The 17843-nt window shown below is 60.0% G+C and carries 13 protein-coding genes and 4 pseudogenes; 9 read left to right on the top strand and 8 right to left on the bottom strand.

The genetic code is table 11. The features are described 5' to 3' along the window. The 3 genes and pseudogenes from KUO17_RS21545 (at nt 1) to KUO17_RS27305 (ending at nt 3962) form a co-directional block, all read left to right on the top strand. Complete coding sequence (locus KUO17_RS21545; protein WP_255263720.1) at nt 1-2598, top strand: EAL domain-containing protein; 2598 nt, start codon at nt 1-3, stop codon at nt 2596-2598. 41 nt (nt 2599-2639) lie between these two features. Next, a pseudogene (locus tag KUO17_RS27310) lies at nt 2640-3416 on the top strand (PAS domain-containing protein); the annotation flags it as partial. Further along, entirely contained in the window at nt 3402-3962 is a 561-nt protein-coding gene (locus KUO17_RS27305; protein ID WP_425274886.1) for a methyl-accepting chemotaxis protein, read from the top strand. The pseudogene KUO17_RS27310 and the gene KUO17_RS27305, both read left to right, overlap by 15 nt. Before the next feature lie 84 nt (nt 3963-4046). Here the strand turns inward: KUO17_RS27305 and KUO17_RS21535 are convergent, their stop codons facing one another. Next, on the bottom strand, nt 4047-4916 hold the full coding sequence (locus KUO17_RS21535) for a LysR family transcriptional regulator (protein WP_217977540.1): 870 nt from the start codon (nt 4914-4916) through the stop codon (nt 4047-4049). Nucleotides 4917-5086: 170 nt separating this feature from the next. Here KUO17_RS21535 and KUO17_RS21530 point away from each other — a divergent pair, with 170 nt between their 5' ends. Then, on the top strand, nt 5087-5512 hold the full coding sequence (locus KUO17_RS21530) for a VOC family protein (protein WP_217977539.1): 426 nt from the start codon (nt 5087-5089) through the stop codon (nt 5510-5512). Between the two features lie 112 nt (nt 5513-5624). After that, the gene (locus tag KUO17_RS21525; RefSeq protein WP_217977536.1) at nt 5625-6884 is read left to right on the top strand and encodes a cation:dicarboxylate symporter family transporter; all 1260 of its coding nucleotides are present in this window, start codon (nt 5625-5627) and stop codon (nt 6882-6884) included. Nucleotides 6885-6916: 32 nt separating this feature from the next. On the opposite strand, the gene KUO17_RS21520 is transcribed toward KUO17_RS21525, so the two are convergent. Further along, nucleotides 6917-7555 (bottom strand): TetR/AcrR family transcriptional regulator, encoded by a 639-nt coding sequence (locus tag KUO17_RS21520; protein ID WP_217977535.1) that lies wholly within the window; start codon nt 7553-7555, stop codon nt 6917-6919. A 132-nt stretch (nt 7556-7687) separates the two neighbouring features. Here KUO17_RS21520 and KUO17_RS21515 point away from each other — a divergent pair. Continuing rightward, a pseudogene (locus KUO17_RS21515) lies at nt 7688-7846 on the top strand (TetR/AcrR family transcriptional regulator); the annotation flags it as partial. Nucleotides 7847-7863: 17 nt separating this feature from the next. Then, nucleotides 7864-8577: pseudogene (locus KUO17_RS21510) on the top strand (oxidoreductase); the annotation flags it as partial. Between the two features lie 17 nt (nt 8578-8594). On the opposite strand, the pseudogene KUO17_RS26800 reads toward KUO17_RS21510, so the two are convergent. Both KUO17_RS26800 and KUO17_RS21505 read right to left on the bottom strand, forming a co-directional pair. Further along, nucleotides 8595-8705, bottom strand: a pseudogene (locus KUO17_RS26800) (flavin reductase); the annotation flags it as partial. Between the two features lie 136 nt (nt 8706-8841). Further along, nucleotides 8842-9225 (bottom strand): nuclear transport factor 2 family protein, encoded by a 384-nt coding sequence (locus KUO17_RS21505; RefSeq protein WP_217977532.1) that lies wholly within the window; start codon nt 9223-9225, stop codon nt 8842-8844. Between the two features lie 204 nt (nt 9226-9429). Between KUO17_RS21505 and KUO17_RS21500 the strand changes: the two genes are divergently transcribed. Continuing rightward, entirely contained in the window at nt 9430-10203 is a 774-nt protein-coding gene (locus KUO17_RS21500; protein WP_217977530.1) for an ABC transporter ATP-binding protein, read from the top strand. Nucleotides 10204-10223: 20 nt separating this feature from the next. Here the strand turns inward: KUO17_RS21500 and KUO17_RS21495 are convergent, their stop codons facing one another. The 4 genes from KUO17_RS21495 to KUO17_RS21480 form a co-directional block, all read right to left on the bottom strand. Then, a complete protein-coding gene (locus tag KUO17_RS21495; protein WP_341869640.1) occupies nt 10224-12641 on the bottom strand; it encodes an efflux RND transporter permease subunit in 2418 nt (805 codons plus the stop codon). Further along, nucleotides 12631-13755 (bottom strand): WD40/YVTN/BNR-like repeat-containing protein, encoded by a 1125-nt coding sequence (locus tag KUO17_RS21490; RefSeq protein WP_217977527.1) that lies wholly within the window; start codon nt 13753-13755, stop codon nt 12631-12633. The genes KUO17_RS21495 and KUO17_RS21490 overlap by 11 nt, the downstream gene beginning before the upstream one ends. A 65-nt stretch (nt 13756-13820) precedes the next feature. Continuing rightward, on the bottom strand, nt 13821-15173 hold the full coding sequence (locus KUO17_RS21485; protein ID WP_217977525.1) for a DUF1329 domain-containing protein: 1353 nt from the start codon (nt 15171-15173) through the stop codon (nt 13821-13823). A 26-nt stretch (nt 15174-15199) separates the two neighbouring features. After that, nucleotides 15200-16855 carry a DUF1302 domain-containing protein gene (locus KUO17_RS21480; RefSeq protein WP_217977524.1) on the bottom strand — a complete coding sequence of 552 codons (1656 nt, stop codon included), beginning with the start codon at nt 16853-16855 and terminating at the stop codon, nt 15200-15202. A 287-nt stretch (nt 16856-17142) separates the two neighbouring features. Between KUO17_RS21480 and KUO17_RS21475 the strand changes: the two genes are divergently transcribed. After that, on the top strand, nt 17143-17829 hold the full coding sequence (locus KUO17_RS21475) for a GntR family transcriptional regulator (RefSeq protein WP_217977523.1): 687 nt from the start codon (nt 17143-17145) through the stop codon (nt 17827-17829). The last annotated feature ends 14 nt before the right edge of the window (nt 17830-17843 follow it).

Below are 17843 nucleotides of genomic sequence, written 5' to 3'. Positions count from 1 at the left end.
ATGTTCAGCGTAGTGGCGCTGTGCGCGACAGCTTGGTCTTTCGGATTAGAATCAATGCCCATTGCCAAAAATCTCTCTGCTATTTTTATACAAACGCTTGAGCAAGCTGTAGACGGTGTTGTTGTGATTGATACCCAGAACTGTGTGGTTCTTTTTAATCGTGCAGCAGAAGGGTTGTGGGGGATCAGCAGGGAGGAGGTGATCGGGCAAGATGTCAGTGTGCTGGTTCCAGAAAGCATGCGAGAAAAGCATGATGAGTATGTTTCTTCGAGTCGGCGTGCCGGCGTCAATAAAATGGTGGGTGCCACGCGGGATGTACCTATTCATAGAAAGGATGGCAGTCATCGCTGGGGGGCGATGTCTATTTCTCGGGTTGAGAGTGAAGGGCAGGTTCTATTTACCGCTTTTGTAAAGGATGTAACTGTCTACCGTAGAGAGCAGAGGCGAATTAAATTATTGTCGTTGGTGGCCGATCAGACGGACAATGCGATAGTTATAACGGATGGCAGTGGGAGGATTATCTATGTAAATGGGGGGTTTGAAAGAGTTTTTGGCTATGCGTTCAGTGAAGTTGAAAATTCACGACCTGTTGCCCTGCTATCGCCGCATGTGCCTGAGGTGAGTGTCGGTCTGATATATGAACGGCTGTGTAGCGGGCATTCGGTGAGAATCGAGGAGTTGACGCAGGCTAAAAGTGGTGAGCGCATGTGGTGCAATGTCGCTATTAGTCCAGTCCTTTCGGGTAATGGAGAGCTTGCCAATACGGTGACGGTGCTTGCGGACATAACGAATTCGAAGATTCATGAGGTATTGCAGTTTTGTATTCTGGATGCGATGGTTCGCGAAATGCCGTTGGAAGCGGTTATGGACCTTGTGTGCAAGGAGGTAGAGCGCATAGCACCAGAGGTCATGGCAACGGTCATTCAAGTTGATGAAGATGGACGTATGCATCCACTCTGCGCGTCAACTTTATCCGAGGTGTATGCACATTTAATAGAGGGCAGGTTGGTAAGCGATTGCACAGGGGCGTCCAGCGCTGCTGCCTTGCTGGGTGAGCCGGTGGTGTGTGGCGATATCGAGACGGATACTTGTTGGGCGGGTGTGTGTGATCACCTGCTGAGGCGGGGGCTGAAAAGTTGCTGGTCGATTCCGATAAAAAGTGCCAGGGGAGCCTCTATAGGTGTTCTCACGTTTTACTATAATGACAAGCGTATGCCTTCCGCCCTGCACCAACAGTTGGTTGATGTGGTTATCCCGCTGTGTGTGCTTGCAATGGAAAGAGAGGTCAATCAGGAAAACATCAGGCAGCTTGCGTTCTACGATAGTTTGACGGGGCTTCCTAATCGTAGCCTGCTGCATGCCAAGGCCGACCATGCGCTGACAGAGGCAAGGCGTACAAAGAGCGCAATGGCCGTATTGTTCATTGATTTGGATCGTTTCAAACAAGTCAACGACTCGTTGGGGCATCCGGCGGGCGATGAGTTGCTGAAAGTGGTTGCTGAGCGTCTGCGTTCACATCGTAGGCCGGCGGATATTGTCGGAAGGCTATCGGGTGATGAGTTTGTTGTAGTGCTGCCGAACTGTGACAATGAATGCGTGACAGAGGTGGTCGAGGAAATAAGGCTTTCTATTTCTGAAGTGTGTCAAATAGCCGGTTCTCTGGTGTCACCCTCGGCAAGTATCGGGATCAGTGTATACCCGCAAGACGGTCATGATATGGGAACGCTGGTACACCGAGCGGACATGGCCATGTACCAGGCAAAAGGCGGAGGGCGCGGACGCTTCAGTTTTTTCAGCTACGAGTTGAATCAACTGGCACAAGAGCGCCAGGCACTGGAAGGTGCGTTGCGGCATGCGATCGAGAACCGTGAACTGACGCTCAGCTATCAACCACAGGTCAATATGGATGATGGGAAACTCTATGGCGTCGAGGCGTTGGCACGTTGGACACATCCTAAATTTGGAGAGGTCTCACCGGCACGTTTCATCCCCTTGGCGGAAGAGTGCGGCTTGATTGGTCAACTCGGCAATTGGGCTATTCAGGAGGCCTGCCGACAATTGGCCGTATGGCGTAAAAAGGGACTAGGGATTCCGTCTATTTCCGTCAACCTGTCACCGAGCAATTTTCATAATCTTGACCTCGGCGGAATGATCATGAGGACACTTGATCAGCATAGTCTGATTGCGGGTGATCTGACGCTTGAGTTGACGGAAAGTGTGCTGCTTGACACCAATCCAAACACGACGAAGGTGTTGCATGAAATTCATGCGCAAGGTGTCAAGTTGGCGATGGACGATTTTGGGACCGGGTACTCAAGTTTGAGCTATTTGCGAAAGCTGCCGATTCATGAGCTAAAGCTGGACCGTAGCTTTGTGATGGACCTTGAGGTCGATGAGACAAGTCGTGCGCTGAGTGATGCGGTTCTTCATATTGGCGACAGCCTGCAGTTGAGGGTGGTGGCTGAAGGTGTGGAGGAACAAGGGCAATATCAGATTCTTAAAGACCAGGGTTACCATGTGGTGCAAGGCTATCTTCTGTCAAAGCCATTGGCGCCGAAGGATTTTGAAGTGTGGATGGATCAGTATCACGGTTACTAGTTTACGGGGTGGGTGGGTTTTTACGTTAAAGGTGGCACAGTATGTTTTTCAAGGTCAGGCAACTCAAGAAAGAATTGCAGGAAGTCAGTCATCGGCTTTTTTCGTTGGAGCAAATCAAGGACAGCCTTGATAGTGAAATGCTTGTGTTGAAGCTAAGCGCGCAGGGTACTGTCGTTTGTGTGAATTCTAAGTTTTTACAGGAGATGTGCTTTGTCGCTGACGCAGTGATTGGGCAAGCACTCTTTGATCTTGTTCCTCACTATGCGCAGAGCACTGAACACTTCAGTCGCATGAAAAATGCGATTGGCAGCGGTCGGCACTGGGTCGGTGCTTTGCAAATGATACGTGGCAACGGGAAGGACGCCTGGTTGCGTGCGGTGGTACAACCCGTCAAGGACAATGCCGGGCAGGTCGTTGAAATTTCTGTCTATGCCAGTGACTTGACGCGGACAATCGAGACCTCTCGAGAACATCAAAACTTGATCGAGGCGTTGCAGTGCTCGACGGCGGTTATCGAATTTGACCTGGCGGGTAGCGTACTGACCGCCAATGATCGATTTCTGAGTGCAATGGGCTATACACTTCAGCAACTCAAAGGTCAGCACCACAGGATCTTTTGCGAGCCGGGCGAATACAGCTCCCCTGATTACGACTATTTCTGGGAGAAACTGCGCCGCGGAGAATACATCGCTGACCGATTCAAGCGCATCGATAGCCAGGGGCGGGTGGTGTGGCTGGAAGCCACCTACAATCCGATATCGGACTCCCATAACACCTTCTACAAGGTCGTCAAGTTTGCCACCGTGATCACTGATCAAGTGAATCGTGAGCTGGCCGTGTCGCAGGCTGCTGATATTGCATACACCACGTCTCAGCAAACCGATGCCAGTGCCAGGCGTGGTAGCAGTGTGGTTCAGGAAACGGTGAGTGTCATGCGAGCGCTGGCCGTTCAGATGGAGTCTGCAGTCGAGGGTATTGCTGCGCTGGACGAGCAGTCGCAGATCGTCGGCAGTATTGTTAAAAGCATTGGGGGTATTGCCGATCAAACCAACTTGTTGGCACTGAATGCTGCGATCGAGGCTGCCCGCGCTGGAGAGCAAGGACGAGGTTTCGCGGTGGTCGCCGATGAAGTCAGGCAACTTGCCTCACGAACGACTAAAGCAACGGAAGAAATTGTTGGCGTTGTGTTGCAGAACCAGAAGCTTGCGCAGGAGGCTGTTCACATCATCGAGCAAGGCAAGCAACGGGCAGAGCAGGGGTTGGAGTTGTCAGCACAGGCAGGTGCTGTAATTCTCGAGATTCAAGAGGGCGCCCAGAAGGTCGTCAGTGCCGTAGGGCAGTTTTCCAATAAACTGTCCGGTTAGTTTTGAACGAGCGGGTATGCGGCCGGGGCGTATGGCATCCGCAACGGTGGGCAGTGGGGCCATCACGCTGCCACATACACCCGGCTACCTCGTGGCAGACGACGCAACGATGAGGTCTGCCAACACTTCGACCGTGGTGCTGAGGCTGGTTCTGGCGCGATGAACCAGCCCCACATCACGGTGGAACGTGTGTTCCCCCAGGTCCATCACACGCACCGATGCCGGCCATGCCTTGCGCATCGTTTCGGGTACCAGTGCCACGCCAACGCCATTGGCGACCAGCTTGACGATCGCTTCCTGCTCGTCCAGTTCGCACACCTCGCGCGGGACGAAGTGCATCTGGCGCAGAAAGCGATCCACTTGCCTGCCGCCGAATGAGGAGCGGTCGTAGCGGATGAACGGCGTGCTGGACAACAGCGCTATCCAGTCATCGCCCTGCATTTTCTTCGGGGCGATCAGGCGATAGGGCTCCCTCGCCAGAGTGGTCCAGGTCAAATCGCTTTGCAGCGAAAACGGCGGCCGGATAATGGCGGCCATGTCCAGCTCTCCGGCGTCCACCATGTTCACCAGCTCCATTGACAGCCCCGGGATGATCCGGGTGCGGCACTGTGGGAACTGCCGGTGGAACTGCGCCAGCGCGTTCGGCAGCAGGCTGCGCTGAATGGAGGCAATGGCACCGATCGTAAGCAGCGTGGAGGCCGGCACCCCCGGCTTGCTGTTGCCCAGCTCGTTGTACATCTGGATCAGCGCCTGCGCCTTCACCAGCATTTCCTGACCGCGACGGTTCAGGTGTGCCGCACGCCCGGTGCGGTCGAACAACGCAAAACCCAGCTCTGCCTCCAGGCGCTGCATTTGCGCACTGACCGCCGCCTGCGTGAGGCCAATGCGGTGGGCAGCGGCGGCGAAAGTGCCTTCCCGTGCCACGGCAACCAGGGTCTTGAGCTCTCTGATCATGTACAAATTTCCTTTGTGCTAACCACAAAATCATATTGTTTTTTTTTATTGTTTTGCGAGGTTTAACATTCCTTCCATCCAGCCCTCTACCTGCTTTGGTGGGCGCTGGGGTACCTGATCCTGTTGCTTGCACCCGGTGACCAAAACACTATAGCCAGTGGAGTTCTCTGATGAGCCTTTCACCTTTCCACCTCGCAATCCCTGTTTACGACTTGGCCGCTACCCGTACCTTTTATGGCGAAGTGTTCGGCCTGCAAGAGGGGCGGTCCAGTACGCAGTGGGTCGACTTCGACTTCTACGGTCACCAGTTGGTGATCCACGAGCACCCCAAGACGGCCTCCCAGGAAAGCGTGCACAGCAACCCTGTCGACGGGCACGATGTGCCGGTTCCGCACTTCGGCATCATCCTGCAGTGGCAGCAGTGGGAAGCGCTGGCCGAACGCCTGAAGTCCTTCGGCACCCAGTTCGTGATCGAACCCTACATCCGCTTCAAGGGCCAGGTAGGCGAGCAGGCCACCATGTTCCTGTTCGATCCGTGCGGCAATGCGCTCGAATTCAAGGCCTTCAAGGACATGAGCCAACTGTTCGCCAAATAGGTGCACAGAGGCACAACTCGAGTTGTGCCCAGCCCCGTTCAATGAGCTGGAAGCTCATGAATCTAGCTACTGCCCTTGACGCAGACCTCCTACTCCAACAAGAAGGCTAGACATGAAACGTATACCTCTGGTTTGGCAAATCGTTGCCGGGCTGTTGCTTGGCGTGCTCGTCGGTTGGTACCTCAATACCCACCCCCTGTACCAACAGTGGGTGAGTGCAGAAATACTCAAGCCCTTGGGCGATATCTTCATCAAGATGATGAAGATGGTCGTGGTGCCCATTGTCTTCTGTTGCATGATCCTGGGTATTGCCGGTGACGGTGACAACAAATCGTTTGGTCGCATGGGCGCGAAGGCGCTGGCTTATTTCTTTGCCATCACCAGCCTGGCCATTGTGCTGGGGCTGTGTTTCGCCAACCTCTTCGAACCCGGTGCCGGGACCGATATTTCCGGTGTCTCGCACACCGCCGCGACCCTGAATACGGAGCCCTCCAAGGGCGCGCTGGTTATTCTGCAGAACATCGTGCCGGACAATATTTTCGTCGCCATGACTGAAGCGAAGTTGTTGTCGATTCTGTTTTTCTCCGTGCTGTTTGGCATGGCGCTCAATGCAGTGCCGCGTGAAAGAAGCGCACCGGTGATTGCCGTGATCCAGGGCATTTCCGATGCCATGTTCAAGGTGGTCAGTTTTGTCATGGCGTATGCGCCGATCGGTGTGTTCGGGATGATCGGCGCGACCGTCGCAACGTTCGGTTTTGCGTCGTTGTTGCCGTTGCTCAAATTGATCGGTGTGGTGTACCTGGCATTGATCGTGTTTGCCCTGGTGGTACTGGGTGGCATCTGCTACCTGCTGGGTGAAAACATTTTCAAGTTGATCAAGTACTTCCGAAATGAGCTGATACTGGCGTTTTCCAGCGCGGCATCGGCAGCGGTGATGCCGCAGTTGATGAACAAGCTGGAAGCCTACGGCGTGCCACGGCGAATCGTCAGTTTCGTGGTGCCGGTGGGCTATGCCTTCAACCTGGACGGTGCTTCGATCTTCCTGGGGGTTGCCACGATTTTTGTGGCGCAACTGTATGGCATCGACCTGTCGCTGTCCCAGCAGATCCTGCTGGTGGTAACCATGGTGCTGACCTCCAAGGGCGCCGCCGGCGTACCAGGGTTCGCCATCATCATCCTCTCCGCCACGCTGGCGTCGGCGGGTCTACCACTGGAAGGTGTTGCGCTGATTGCCGGTATATTCCGCGTGATCGACAGCGGCACCACGACCTTGAACGTGCTGGGCAACGCCGTTGCGCCATTGGTCATCGCCCGCTGGGAAAAGGTCCCGCTGCTGCCTCCCGCACCCTTGAAGGCTCAGCAGCAAGCCTGATGCGCCGTGGCCCGTCCATCACGATGGATGGGCTATCGTGCAGCGGCCAGGGCAGGTGCAAGCATTGCGACGGCAGTTGCGCCGATGCCCTGCAGGTCTTCTCGGCTCGCACCATCGTGAGCCTGCAACGACATGCCTTCGAGCAAGGTGTTCAGCGCACTGGCGAGCAGGCGAGCATTGGTCTTCGGCTGCAGTTGGCCACTTTTCACGGCGCGTTCCAAGCGCCGCTGCAGGTAATCCCGGCCCTCCTGGCGCAGTGCCTTGAGGGCCGCGGTCACTTCTTCTGCGTCGTCCGACACGTTCACCGCCCCCAGTACCACCATGCAGCCGCAGGGTGCTTGAGGTTCCGTCAGGATGGACGCCGAGGTATGGAAGAAGTCGCCGATGGCATGTACCACGTCAGGGTCGCTGTCCATGCGTTCCCAGGTCGCGTCCCAGAAGGTGGCTTCGTAGTAGGCAACCGCTTCGAGGAACAGCTTGGCCTTGTTGCCGAACGCGGCATACAGGCTGGGCGGGTTGATACCCATCGCCGAGCATAGCTCGGCCACCGAAGCCGGCGCGTAGCCGCGCTTCCAGAACACCGTCAGGGCCTGGAGCAAGGCTTTGTCGCGATCGAAGGTGCGAGGACGCCCTTTGCTGCGAGGCACAGAAGGGGAGAGGGAATCGGTCATGGGGTGACTACCTTGAAACGTATCGTCCGATGATACACGCAATGCACGTTGCAGGCCGACCGGGGGAAGGCTCGCATGAGCCGCGGTCGGCATACCCACGGCCAGGACCTTTTTTGGTAGCATTCGCGCACTATGAAGAAACCCCAACACGACATGCGTCAGCACATCATCGATGTCGCGCGATCGCTGATGACCCACAAAGGCTATACCGCTGTGGGCCTGGCCGAGCTTCTGGGCGCCGCAGGTGTGCCCAAGGGCTCCTTCTACCATTACTTCCGCTCCAAGGAAGAGAGGCACCGGCATGATCGTCGGAGGGAGACACCTACACCGTAGAGGGCTTCGTCCCGGTATCGATGCCCCGTGCGCTGGAGACCGACGAGATACCCGGGATCATCGAGCAGTACAAGCGGGTGGCCGCAAATGCCAAGCGCGCGGGCTTCGATGGCGTAGAGGTTCACTCGGCCAACAGTTACCTGCTGGACCAATTCCTGCGCGACGCCACCAACCACCGAACCGACCGGTACGGCGGCTCGATTGAAAACCGCGCGCGCCTGACGCTGGAAGTCACCGAGGCCATCATCAAGATCTGGGGCAATGAGCGAGTCGGCATCCGCCTGTCGCCCGTCACTCCGGATGCCGGCAACACGCCGCCGGACAGCAACGTGATGGCGATGTACGGCTATCTCATCCAGCAACTCAACGCATTCGACCTCGCCTATCTGCACTTCGTCGAGGGCGCGACGGCTACCTCGCGTGAAGTGCCGGCAGGCGTGGACATGGATGCGTTGAGCGCACAGTTCAATGGCCCGTTCATTGGCAACAACAACTATGACCTGGACATGGCCATCGAGCGCCGGGCGCAAGGCAGGATCGACGCCGTCGCATTCGGCCGCCTGTTCATTTCCAACCCTGACCTGGTCGAGCGCCTGCGCCGTGGTGCCGAGCTCACCATCGCCCCCCGCGAGTCCTATTACGGCGGTGGCGCAAAGGGTTACACCGACTGGCCTGTGGGCAACTACTGAGGCGCATCGCGCCGATCAGCATCCACGTTCTTTACGCCCGCATGCTGAGCAGACACCAGAACCGTTGGGCCGTGATTGAGGAGTCGGTAGGCCTTTTCCAGAGGGACGGCGGCAGTATGTTGTTGCATTGGGGCTCCTGAAAAATGCCCCGTCTCCATCGTGGGAGCGGGGCAGGGCAGATTCATGTTGTGGCTGTGTGGTTCAGATGAAGCTGCAGGGCTTCATGATCCCCGATGATTATTGCTGGGCCACGGCGCAGAGCGCTCAAGGGGCGACGTGGGTGTGGTAGATCTTGCTGACCACGCTCCACTTGCCGTCAACCTTCAGCAGGTTGAAGAAGTCGGTGAAGCAGAAGCCGGAAATATCGTTGGTGTCGATGCGCGCACTGGCGGCAGTACCCACTATATCGATGTTGACGATGACGCCCTGGGCTTCAGGGGACGGGCGAAACGCGGTGTCGATGATGTCGAACAGCCCCTGGATAGGGCCGCCGGTCAGCTTGCCGTCGGCGTCGACGCCGAAGATCGTCGCCTGCTCGCTGAAGGCCGGTTTCATCAGGCTGCTTTGGGCCTGCTTGCCGCCTTCGTTGTACTGATTGAGCACGGCGACGATGGCGTTGTAGTCCTGGATGTAGGTGGGTTTGCTCATGTGACGCTCCTTGGTGAGGGATTGGAATTTATTTGTAGTGGCCGATACATATTTTGCGCATTCTATAGTGATCACTACGTTTTGTGTCAAGCGTTTCGTCTGTGCACAACGGGTCGAAAAATCGGATGCAGCCGGCCACAGATAACTTCATCATGCCGGGTCACGGCGCTGCGCCTTCCTCCACTGCCTGATGATGAGTTGCACATGATCGATTTTCACAACGTCACTGCCTTCCAGCAGCAACATCGCGTGCTGCACGACTTCTCGCTGCACATCGGCGACACGGAGAAAGTGGCCATCCTGGGCCCCAACGGTGCCGGCAAAAGTACCCTGCTCAAGTTGATGACGCGGGAGATCTATCCTGTCGAGCGTGCAGGCAGTCACCTCAAGCTCTTCGGCAGCGACACGGTCAACCTGTGGGACTTGCGCAGCCGTATCGGCTTCATCTCCCAGGACCTGCAGGAGGACTACACGCCCTTTACCCCGGCGCTGGAGGTGGTGACATCGGGGTTCTTCGGCTCGATCGGTGCGCACGGGCACCTGCAGCCCAGTACCGAGCAGCTCGACAAGGCCCGCGCCTTGCTGGCCGCCGTGGAAATGGCGGGTTACGAGCAGGTCATGTTCCAGCGTCTCTCGACCGGCCAGAAACGCCGACTGCTGCTGGCCAGGGCGCTGGTCCACACCCCCCGTGCGCTGATCCTGGACGAGCCGGCCAATGGCCTGGACATGGGCGCCAGCCTGGGCATGCTCAAGCTGATGCGCAGCTTCTGTGCGGCGGACCATGCGGTGATCATTACCACCCATCACATCGACGAGATCATCCCGGAGATCGAACGTGTGGTGCTGCTCAGCGAAGGGCAGATCATTGCCGATGGCCCTAAGGCAGAGGTGCTGACCAGCGAATCGCTGTCCGAGCTGTACAGGACCGACCTGCGCATCAGCCAGCAGCAGGGGTGGTATCGCTGCTGGCACGCATGAAGTGATGCCGGGCACTCAGGTCAATGCGCGGCCGATGCGCGCCCGACCTTGCCCTGGGCCGGTGCGAGCAGCAACCGCGCCAGCGCAGGCGTGAGAATCAAGGCGCCGAGCATGTTCCAGATGAACATGAACGCCAGCAGAATCCCCATGTCGGCCTGGAACTTGATCGGCGACAACACCCAGGTCGCCACCGCAACGCCCAGGGTCACCCCCGTCAGCACCACCACCTTGCCGGTGGACAGCAGCGCGGTGTAATAGGCGTTGGACAGGCTTGCGCCCTGGCGCAGGTTCGCCAGGGTGATGCTGAGGATGTACAGCGAGTAATCCACGCCGATCCCCACGCCCAGCGCGATCACCGGCAGCGTCGCCACCTTCAGCCCGATATCCAGCCCGACCATCAGCGCCTCGCACAGGATCGAGGTCAGCATCAGCGGCAGCACCGTGCACACTACCGCGCGCCATGAGCGGAAGGTGATGAAGCACAGCACGATCACCGCGGCATACACCATCATCAGCATCTGCAGGTTGGCACGCTTGACCACGATGTTGGTGGCGGCCTCGATGCCTGCATTGCCGGCCGCCGACATGAACTGCAGGTCGGCCGTGTTGTACTGCGCGGCAAACTGTTCGACGGCCTGGGCCACCCGCGTCAACGTGTCGGCCTTGTGGTCGCTGAGGAACACGTTGACGGTCAGCAGATCGCAGTTCTGGTTGAACAGCTCGCGCGGTGCACGGGTGATGATCGCGTTCAGCAGCCCCTGGTTCATGGGGATTTCATACCAGCGCAGGCTGCCTTCGTTCATGCCCGCTGCGGCCTGTTTGCTCAGCGCGGCCAGGGAACTGGTGGAGACCACGCCCGGCAGTTGCTGCAGGCGGGCTTCCAGCGCATCCACGCTCACCAGGGTGTCGTAGTTGGCGCAATGGAAGGCGGGGGTCTTGACCATGACCACGTACTTGTCGCTGCTGGCGGCGTAGTTGCCGACCATGAAGGCGTTGTCGCGGTTGTAGCGCGAGTCGGCGCGCAGCTCCGGTGCGCCGGGGTTCAGGTCGCCGACCTTGACGTGCAGGCTGATGGCAAAGCCCACCGCCCCCAGTACCGCGGCAATGCCGATGGCCAGGCGTGCCCACTTGAGTTCGGTGAAACGGTCCAGAAACGACCACAGCGGATGGCGGCGGTGCTGCAGGTCGCCCAGGGCCAGGCGTTCGGCTTCGGCCTCGCGTCGGGCTGCCTTCAGGCTCACGCCGGTGTAGGAAAGCAGGATCGGCAGCAGCACCAGGTTGGTCAGGATCAACACCATCACCCCCACCGTGGCAGTCACTGCCAGGTCCTGGATCACCGGAATATTGATGATCATCAGCACGGCGAACCCCACGGCGTCGGCCATCAGCGCCATCAGGCCGGTGAGGAACAGGCGGCGGAAGGTGAAGCGCGCAGCGATCAGCTTGTCGGCGCCACGGCCGATGTCCTGCATGATGCCGTTCATCTTCTGCGCGCCATGGCTCAGGCCGATGGCGAACACCAGAAACGGCACAAGGATCGAGTACGGGTCCAGCGCATAGCCCAGGGTAGGCAGCAACCCCAGCAGCCACACCACCGCAATCAGCGAGCAACTGAGCACCAGCAGGGTGCTGCGCACGCAGCGGGTGTACCAGAACAGCACGAGGGCACAGATCAGCAGGGTGGCGGCGAAAAACACCTGCATCAGCAGCAGGCCGTCCATCAGGTCGCCGACCACTTTGGCGAAGCCGGTGATCACGATCTGGTAGTCATCACCTTCGTACTGCTGGCGCAACTGCTCCAGGCGCTGCGACAGCGCGTGGTAGTCCAGCGGGGCAGCGCCTTCGGCACTGGTGTCCTGCAGTGGCAGCAGGATCACGCTGGAGCGCATGTTGGAGGCCACCAGCCGGCCGATTTCGCCGGAGCGCTCGATGTTCTGGCGCACCTGGTCGATGCTCGCGCTGGAACCGTCGTAGTCGTCGGGGATCACCGGGCCGCCGTCGAAACCTTCCTCGGTGACGCCGATCCAGCGTGTGGCCGGGGTCCACAGCGACTTCATGTAGGGCCGGTCGACGCCCTCGAGCAGGAACAGCTCGTCATTCAGGCGCCGCAGGGTGTCGAGGTACTTGGCGTCGAACACGTTGCCCTGCTTGCTGTGGAGTGCAATGCGCAGGGTGTTGCCGCCTTCGCCAAGCTGAGCGCGGTACTTGAAATAGTTTTCGATGTACGGGTGGCCGACCGGGATCATCTTCTCGAATGCTGCACTCAGGCGCAGGTCGGTCGCTTGCCAGCCGAGTATGGCGCTGATCAGCAGGCCCAGCGCGACCACCAGGCCCCGGTGGTTGAACAGCAGGCGTTCGACCAGGCTGCCGGAATGCTTGTCGAAGGCGGTGAGGTCCAGCACGGTGGTGCTGTCAGGCGCGGTCACTTTACTGTTCACGGGCGCTGCTCCGTTGGCCATCTTGCAGGGAAAAAGCGCTCAGGCCACGTGCACCGGCCAGCATGAAGCGACCGTCGCCGGTGGTGCTCAGGCTGGTCAGCGAGCTGGCCTGGGTGGGGGCGGCGCTGAAGTGTCGGCCGTCATCCTGGCTGATCAGCACGCGGCCGGTCTCGTCCACCAGCAGCAGGGTGCCGTCGCTGGCACGCGTACCGGCAGTCAGGGTCACCGGCTGGTCATTGGCGATGCTCTGCCAACTGGCGCCCAGGTCCTCGGAACGCAGGATCTTGCCGCGCAGGCCGAAGGCCAGCAGGCTCTGCCCGCCACCGGCGAGCAGGCCGAAGAAGGTGCCGGTGGTGGGGGTGTCGATGGCGCTGAAGTGCTCGCCTTGATCGGTCGAACGCAACAGCAGGCCCTGCTCGGCAGCGATGAACAGGGTGCCGTTCACCTCGAGAATGTCGTACAGGTGCAGCGCCGACGGGTTGTCGATTTGCTGACTGATCGAGCGCCAGTGCTGGCCGCCATCGACGGTCGCCAGGGCCAGCCCGTAGGCGCCGACCACCAGCCCGCGTTGCGCATCGAAAAAATGCACGGCCAGAAACGGTTTGTCCGGGCCGTCTTCCACCAGTTGACGCGCCTCGTCCACATGTCGCTGGCGTTCTTCATCGGGCTGCTCGGCCAGTGCGGCGGTCGCTGCGTCAACCGCCAGTTGTGCGGCCTGGTTGCCGTCAAGCTGCTTGACCCAGCTGCGGCCGCCATCACTGCTGTGCAATATCACTCCGGCATGCCCCACGGCCCAGCCCTGGGTCGGCGTGGCGAACGTCACCTGGGTGAGGGTCACGCTGACCGGGGAGGGGACCTGCTGCCAGCTGTGGCCATTGTCTTGCGAGCGCAGGATGAAGCCGCGCTCACCGACCGCCAGCAATTGCTCGCCGGCGTGGGTGACGTCCAGCATCAGCGAACGGGCCGCCAACTCGCTGTGCAGCGCCGGGCGTTGATACAGGGCAGCATCGGCCTGCGCCGCGCTGGCGGGCGCTGCGCCCAGGCTCAGGGCGCACAGTGCCAGCGGCACGAGGGTGCGTGCGGCGAGGGCGTTTAGCGTTATAGGTGTGGCCATCTCTACCTCGGCAATCTGGGGATACGACGGGCGCGTAGCCCGCCGCCTGTGGTGCGTGCCCGGGCTCAGCGCACCGAGCCGGAGGCCACCGCGTTACCGGTGAAGAAATTCTCCGGCTTGCGCTCGACCACCTTGTAGGTTTCTCCGTTCAGGCCTTGCACCATGCTGTAGGTCTTGGCCTGCAGGTTGTAGATGACCACCGGCTTGACCACCACGGCCGGGATCGCCGGGACCACGAAGGGCAGTGCCTGGGTCACGCGCCACAGCTTGCCTTGCGCGTCGTAGCCATCCACCAGCGACACCGTCCAGCTGTCCTCGTCGATGTAGAAGCGGCGTTTGGGCACGGCGTGGCGCTTGCCCGGCGCCACCGTGGCTTCCACCTCCCAGACCCGGTGCAGCTCCCAGCGCATCTTGTCCGAATTGAGGGTTTTCTCGGTGTACACCTCGTCCGGCCTGGCCGCATGGAAGGCGTTGAGGTTGTAGGGGATGTACATCTCCTTCTTGCCGATCAGCTTCCACTGGTAGCGGTCCGGGTGGCCGATGAAACCGTGCACCTCGTCGAAGTAGTTGGCCCCCGAGGCAACGAAGTCGGGAGTGTCGTAGCCCACGGTGGGCGCGCGCCGCACCCGGCGCTGGCCGACCAGGTACTGCCAGGCCTGGCGTGGGCTGGCCGCGTCGATACTGTCGTGGGTCACCAGCGATTCACCAGCCTTGAAGGGCGGCTCGTTGGTGAGAAAGCGCAGCAGTACATACTGGCCCGGCCAGCTCTGGGCGTTGCCGTCCTTGTAGTAGTAGGGGTACTGCCAGTTCTCCACGCCGCGGCTGGCCAGGGTGCGGCTACCGTCGGAGTTGCCGATCATGTTGCGGTAGCCGTGCTGGATGGACTCGGCCTCGGTGCGCAGCAGGAAGTTCCAGATCACTTCGCTGCCATTGGTCGGGATCGGGAATGGCACGCCGCCGTAGCAGCCTTGTACCGACAGGCCGTTCTGCGTCAGTTGGCAGTCGGTGGCGTTCTTCAGGGTGTTGGCGTAGGTCCAGTCGGGGGCGGCGGCGCTGCGGTGGGTGGGGTAGACGTTCAGGTTGAAGGTGTCGGGGTATTGCTGCAGCAGCGCACGGGTGCCTTCGCTGAGCTTGTCGGCGTACTGCGCGGCATTGCTGGCGTTGATCTGCAACAGCGGGCGCTCGCCTGGGAACGGGTCGACCGGCACGTCACCGAACTTGGCACCGGGCACGTCCCTGGTCAGGCCACCGGTCCAGGCCGGGATGCTGCCGTCGGCGTTGCCGGCCTTCTGCGCGCCCATGGGGGTCAAGGTGCTCTTGAGCGTAGCGGCCTGCTCGGCGCTCACGGCCGCGACGGCCTGGCCGCACGCCAGGCTGAGCAGGGTCAGCAGGGAAACGAGGGGGGCATGCTGTTTCATGGTGATTCTCCGGGGCAGGGCGAGCATCAGAACGTGCGTTGGATCGAGAAGGCGACGAAGTCGCGATCCTTGAGGGTCTGTTTGAAGGTGTAAGCGTTGTTCTGGTCGATGATCGGCCCGCCATCGCCAAAGAAGTTGGTGTAGCTGAGCGAGGCGTACCAGGTTTTCTGGTAGTCGGCCTTCAGGCCCAGGGTGATGTCGCCGCCGTGCTCGGGGGCGAACGCCTGCGGGGTGACCGACGAGCGCCCGTAGGGGGTGTAGCCGACGGTGATGGGCAGTTGCAGGTCCACACCCGGCATCACCTGGAAGTACTGCGGTTCGAAGGTGAAGCGCAGCGAATAGGCGTCGCGGGTGGTGTTGGGGTCGAGTTGGTCGGCGTTTTTCTTCACGCTCAGGCGGCGGTTGAAGGCCAGTTCGCCGACCAGCGAAGCGCCATCCCACAGGCTGTTGCCGGCATAGATGTTGATCATCGAGACCTGCGCATGCAGCGAGTCGCCGACCGGGTAGGCCGCGTGCTTGTCGTTGTCGGCGCCCATGCCGGCGACCACCACCCCGCCGGTGGGCGCCAGCGGCGTATCGACCCGCATCGACAGCTCGCCGGCCACGTTGGCTTCGCCCACCAGGGTGCTGAAGCTGGCGCCGAACACCTTCACGTCTTCGGCGTAGACGTTGACGTAGCTGTCGTCGTTGCCGGGGATCAGGGCGGCGGGGCGGAAGTAGAAGATCGGCGTCTTCTCGTGGTACTTGGCCGCGTAGAGGCCGAACTCCCAGTCGTCGACGGCGAACTTGAGCTGCGCACCGAACTGCCCCGAGTCCTTGGCATTGATGCTGGGGCCGCGGGTCAGGCGGCCGGTGGGGAAGTACACGCTTTCGGCGCCGTCACCGACGAAGTCGCCGCCACTGAAGTAGCTGCCGGAGCCTGGCAGGCGGGTCCTGTTCCATTCGAACTGGTAGTAGGCGCCCACGCTGATGGTGTCGGTCAGTTGCCAGTTGCCCGAGACCTGCTGGGTGGGCAGGAGGATTTCCTTGAACTGTGAACCGGGGACCGATTGCAGCTTGACCAGGTCGACCGTGGACTGCGCGTTGGCGATGCCGTTGGCGCCGAAGAACAGGCTCTCGCCGTAGATCTGCGTGAACTGCCCCACACGCCCCGACAACCGAGTGCTGCCTACATCGCGTGCGCCGTAGACAAAGGCGTCGAGCAGTTCGCCCTTGCGCCCGTGCAGGTTTCGGGTGTCGTCGGTGAAGCGGTCATTGCGTACGCTCAGGGCGTTGGCGGTGCCCGGCGAGTCGTTGTCGTTGCCCTCGTTGTACACCGAGTCGTACCAGGCGGCGCCGCTCAGGCGTGCCCCCACATCCTTGTAGCGAATGTCCAGCTCCGAAAGCAGGTCGAGGCGGTTGGAGATCAGCCCGGTGCTGAAATTGCGGTCGCCATCGTCCATGTTGGGGTTGGGCACCGAGGTGCCGGGGCCGGCGGCGACGTTGTCTTCGCGGCCCTTGAGGCGAAACGCATTGCTGTACTTGAGGGTGTTGTCCCAGTTGGTGGTGAGCTCGGGGATGCCGGTCTCGAACTGGAACGCGGCGGCGTTGAACGAGGAGCACAAGGCAAGGGCGGCGCCGACGGAGCCGGCAAGGCGGGTGATGCGCTCCGGGTGAGCGGGGCGGCTGTGCGGCATTTTCATGAAAACCTCTTCTGCTTTTTTATTGTTGTTGAAGCGAATCGATTTACGTCTGCGGCAGTGGTGGGTGTCAGTCGAGGGCAAGAATACAGCTTTGTGCACGATTCATTTTAATTTGCTCTAAAAATGAATTTGTGCACAAAAAGTAAGTCCGTGCTTTTTCAAAGTCAAGGAAAAAGCGTCGGCATTTGTCGAGGGCGTCGAAGCGACGATTGGGCAGGGTTAAAATTGCACAAAGGGATTTTTGCGCATAAAATCTTGAACAATGCACTGTTTACCGGACCCTACCCATGCTCAGCAATCAAAGCGGCTCGTTGATCGAGGTCGCGCTCCAGCAGATGAAGAAATCCATCATCTGCTGCGAGCTGCCCCCAGGCGAAAAACTCAAGGTGGCGGAACTGTCCAAGGCGTACGGGCTGAGCAGTTCGCCGATTCGCGAGGCGCTCAACCGCCTGGCGCAGGAAGGCATCGTGGAGGCCAGCGAGAACAAGGGCTTTCGGGTCGCGGGCCTGTCGGTCAAGGACTTCCAGGAAATCACCCACCTGCGCAGCCTGCTCGAACGCGAAGCGCTGGCCGATGCCATTGCCCATGGCGATGACGCCTGGGAGGCCGATGTGCTGGGCGCTTATCACCGGCTCGGCCTGGTCGAGAAGAAGCTCGGCAGCCTGCCGGTGGCGCTGGATGACGACTGGTCAGAGCGCCACAAGGCGTTTCATTTCGCCTTGTTCTCCGCCTGCCGCTCAAGCCTGCTGCTGCGCACCATCGACTCGTTGTTTGACCGTGCCGAGCGCTATCGGCGCTTTTCGGCGTTGCGGCGCAAGGTCGAGCGGCACAAGAATGATGAGCACAAGCAGTTGATGGACGCGGTGCTGGCCAGGAACAGCGACAAAGCGCTGGATCTGCTGGGTCGGCATATCGGTGAAACCCTCAATCGGGTCACTGATGCGGTGCTGGGGCAGCATTGCACGGTGCAGTGAGCAGGTACCGCTGC

The organism is Pseudomonas aegrilactucae, assembly GCF_019168305.1.
In the GTDB taxonomy this organism is placed as follows: domain Bacteria; phylum Pseudomonadota; class Gammaproteobacteria; order Pseudomonadales; family Pseudomonadaceae; genus Aquipseudomonas; species Aquipseudomonas aegrilactucae.
Note: the sequence above shows the minus strand (reverse complement) of the source record. Positions and strands in the feature narration are given on the sequence as shown.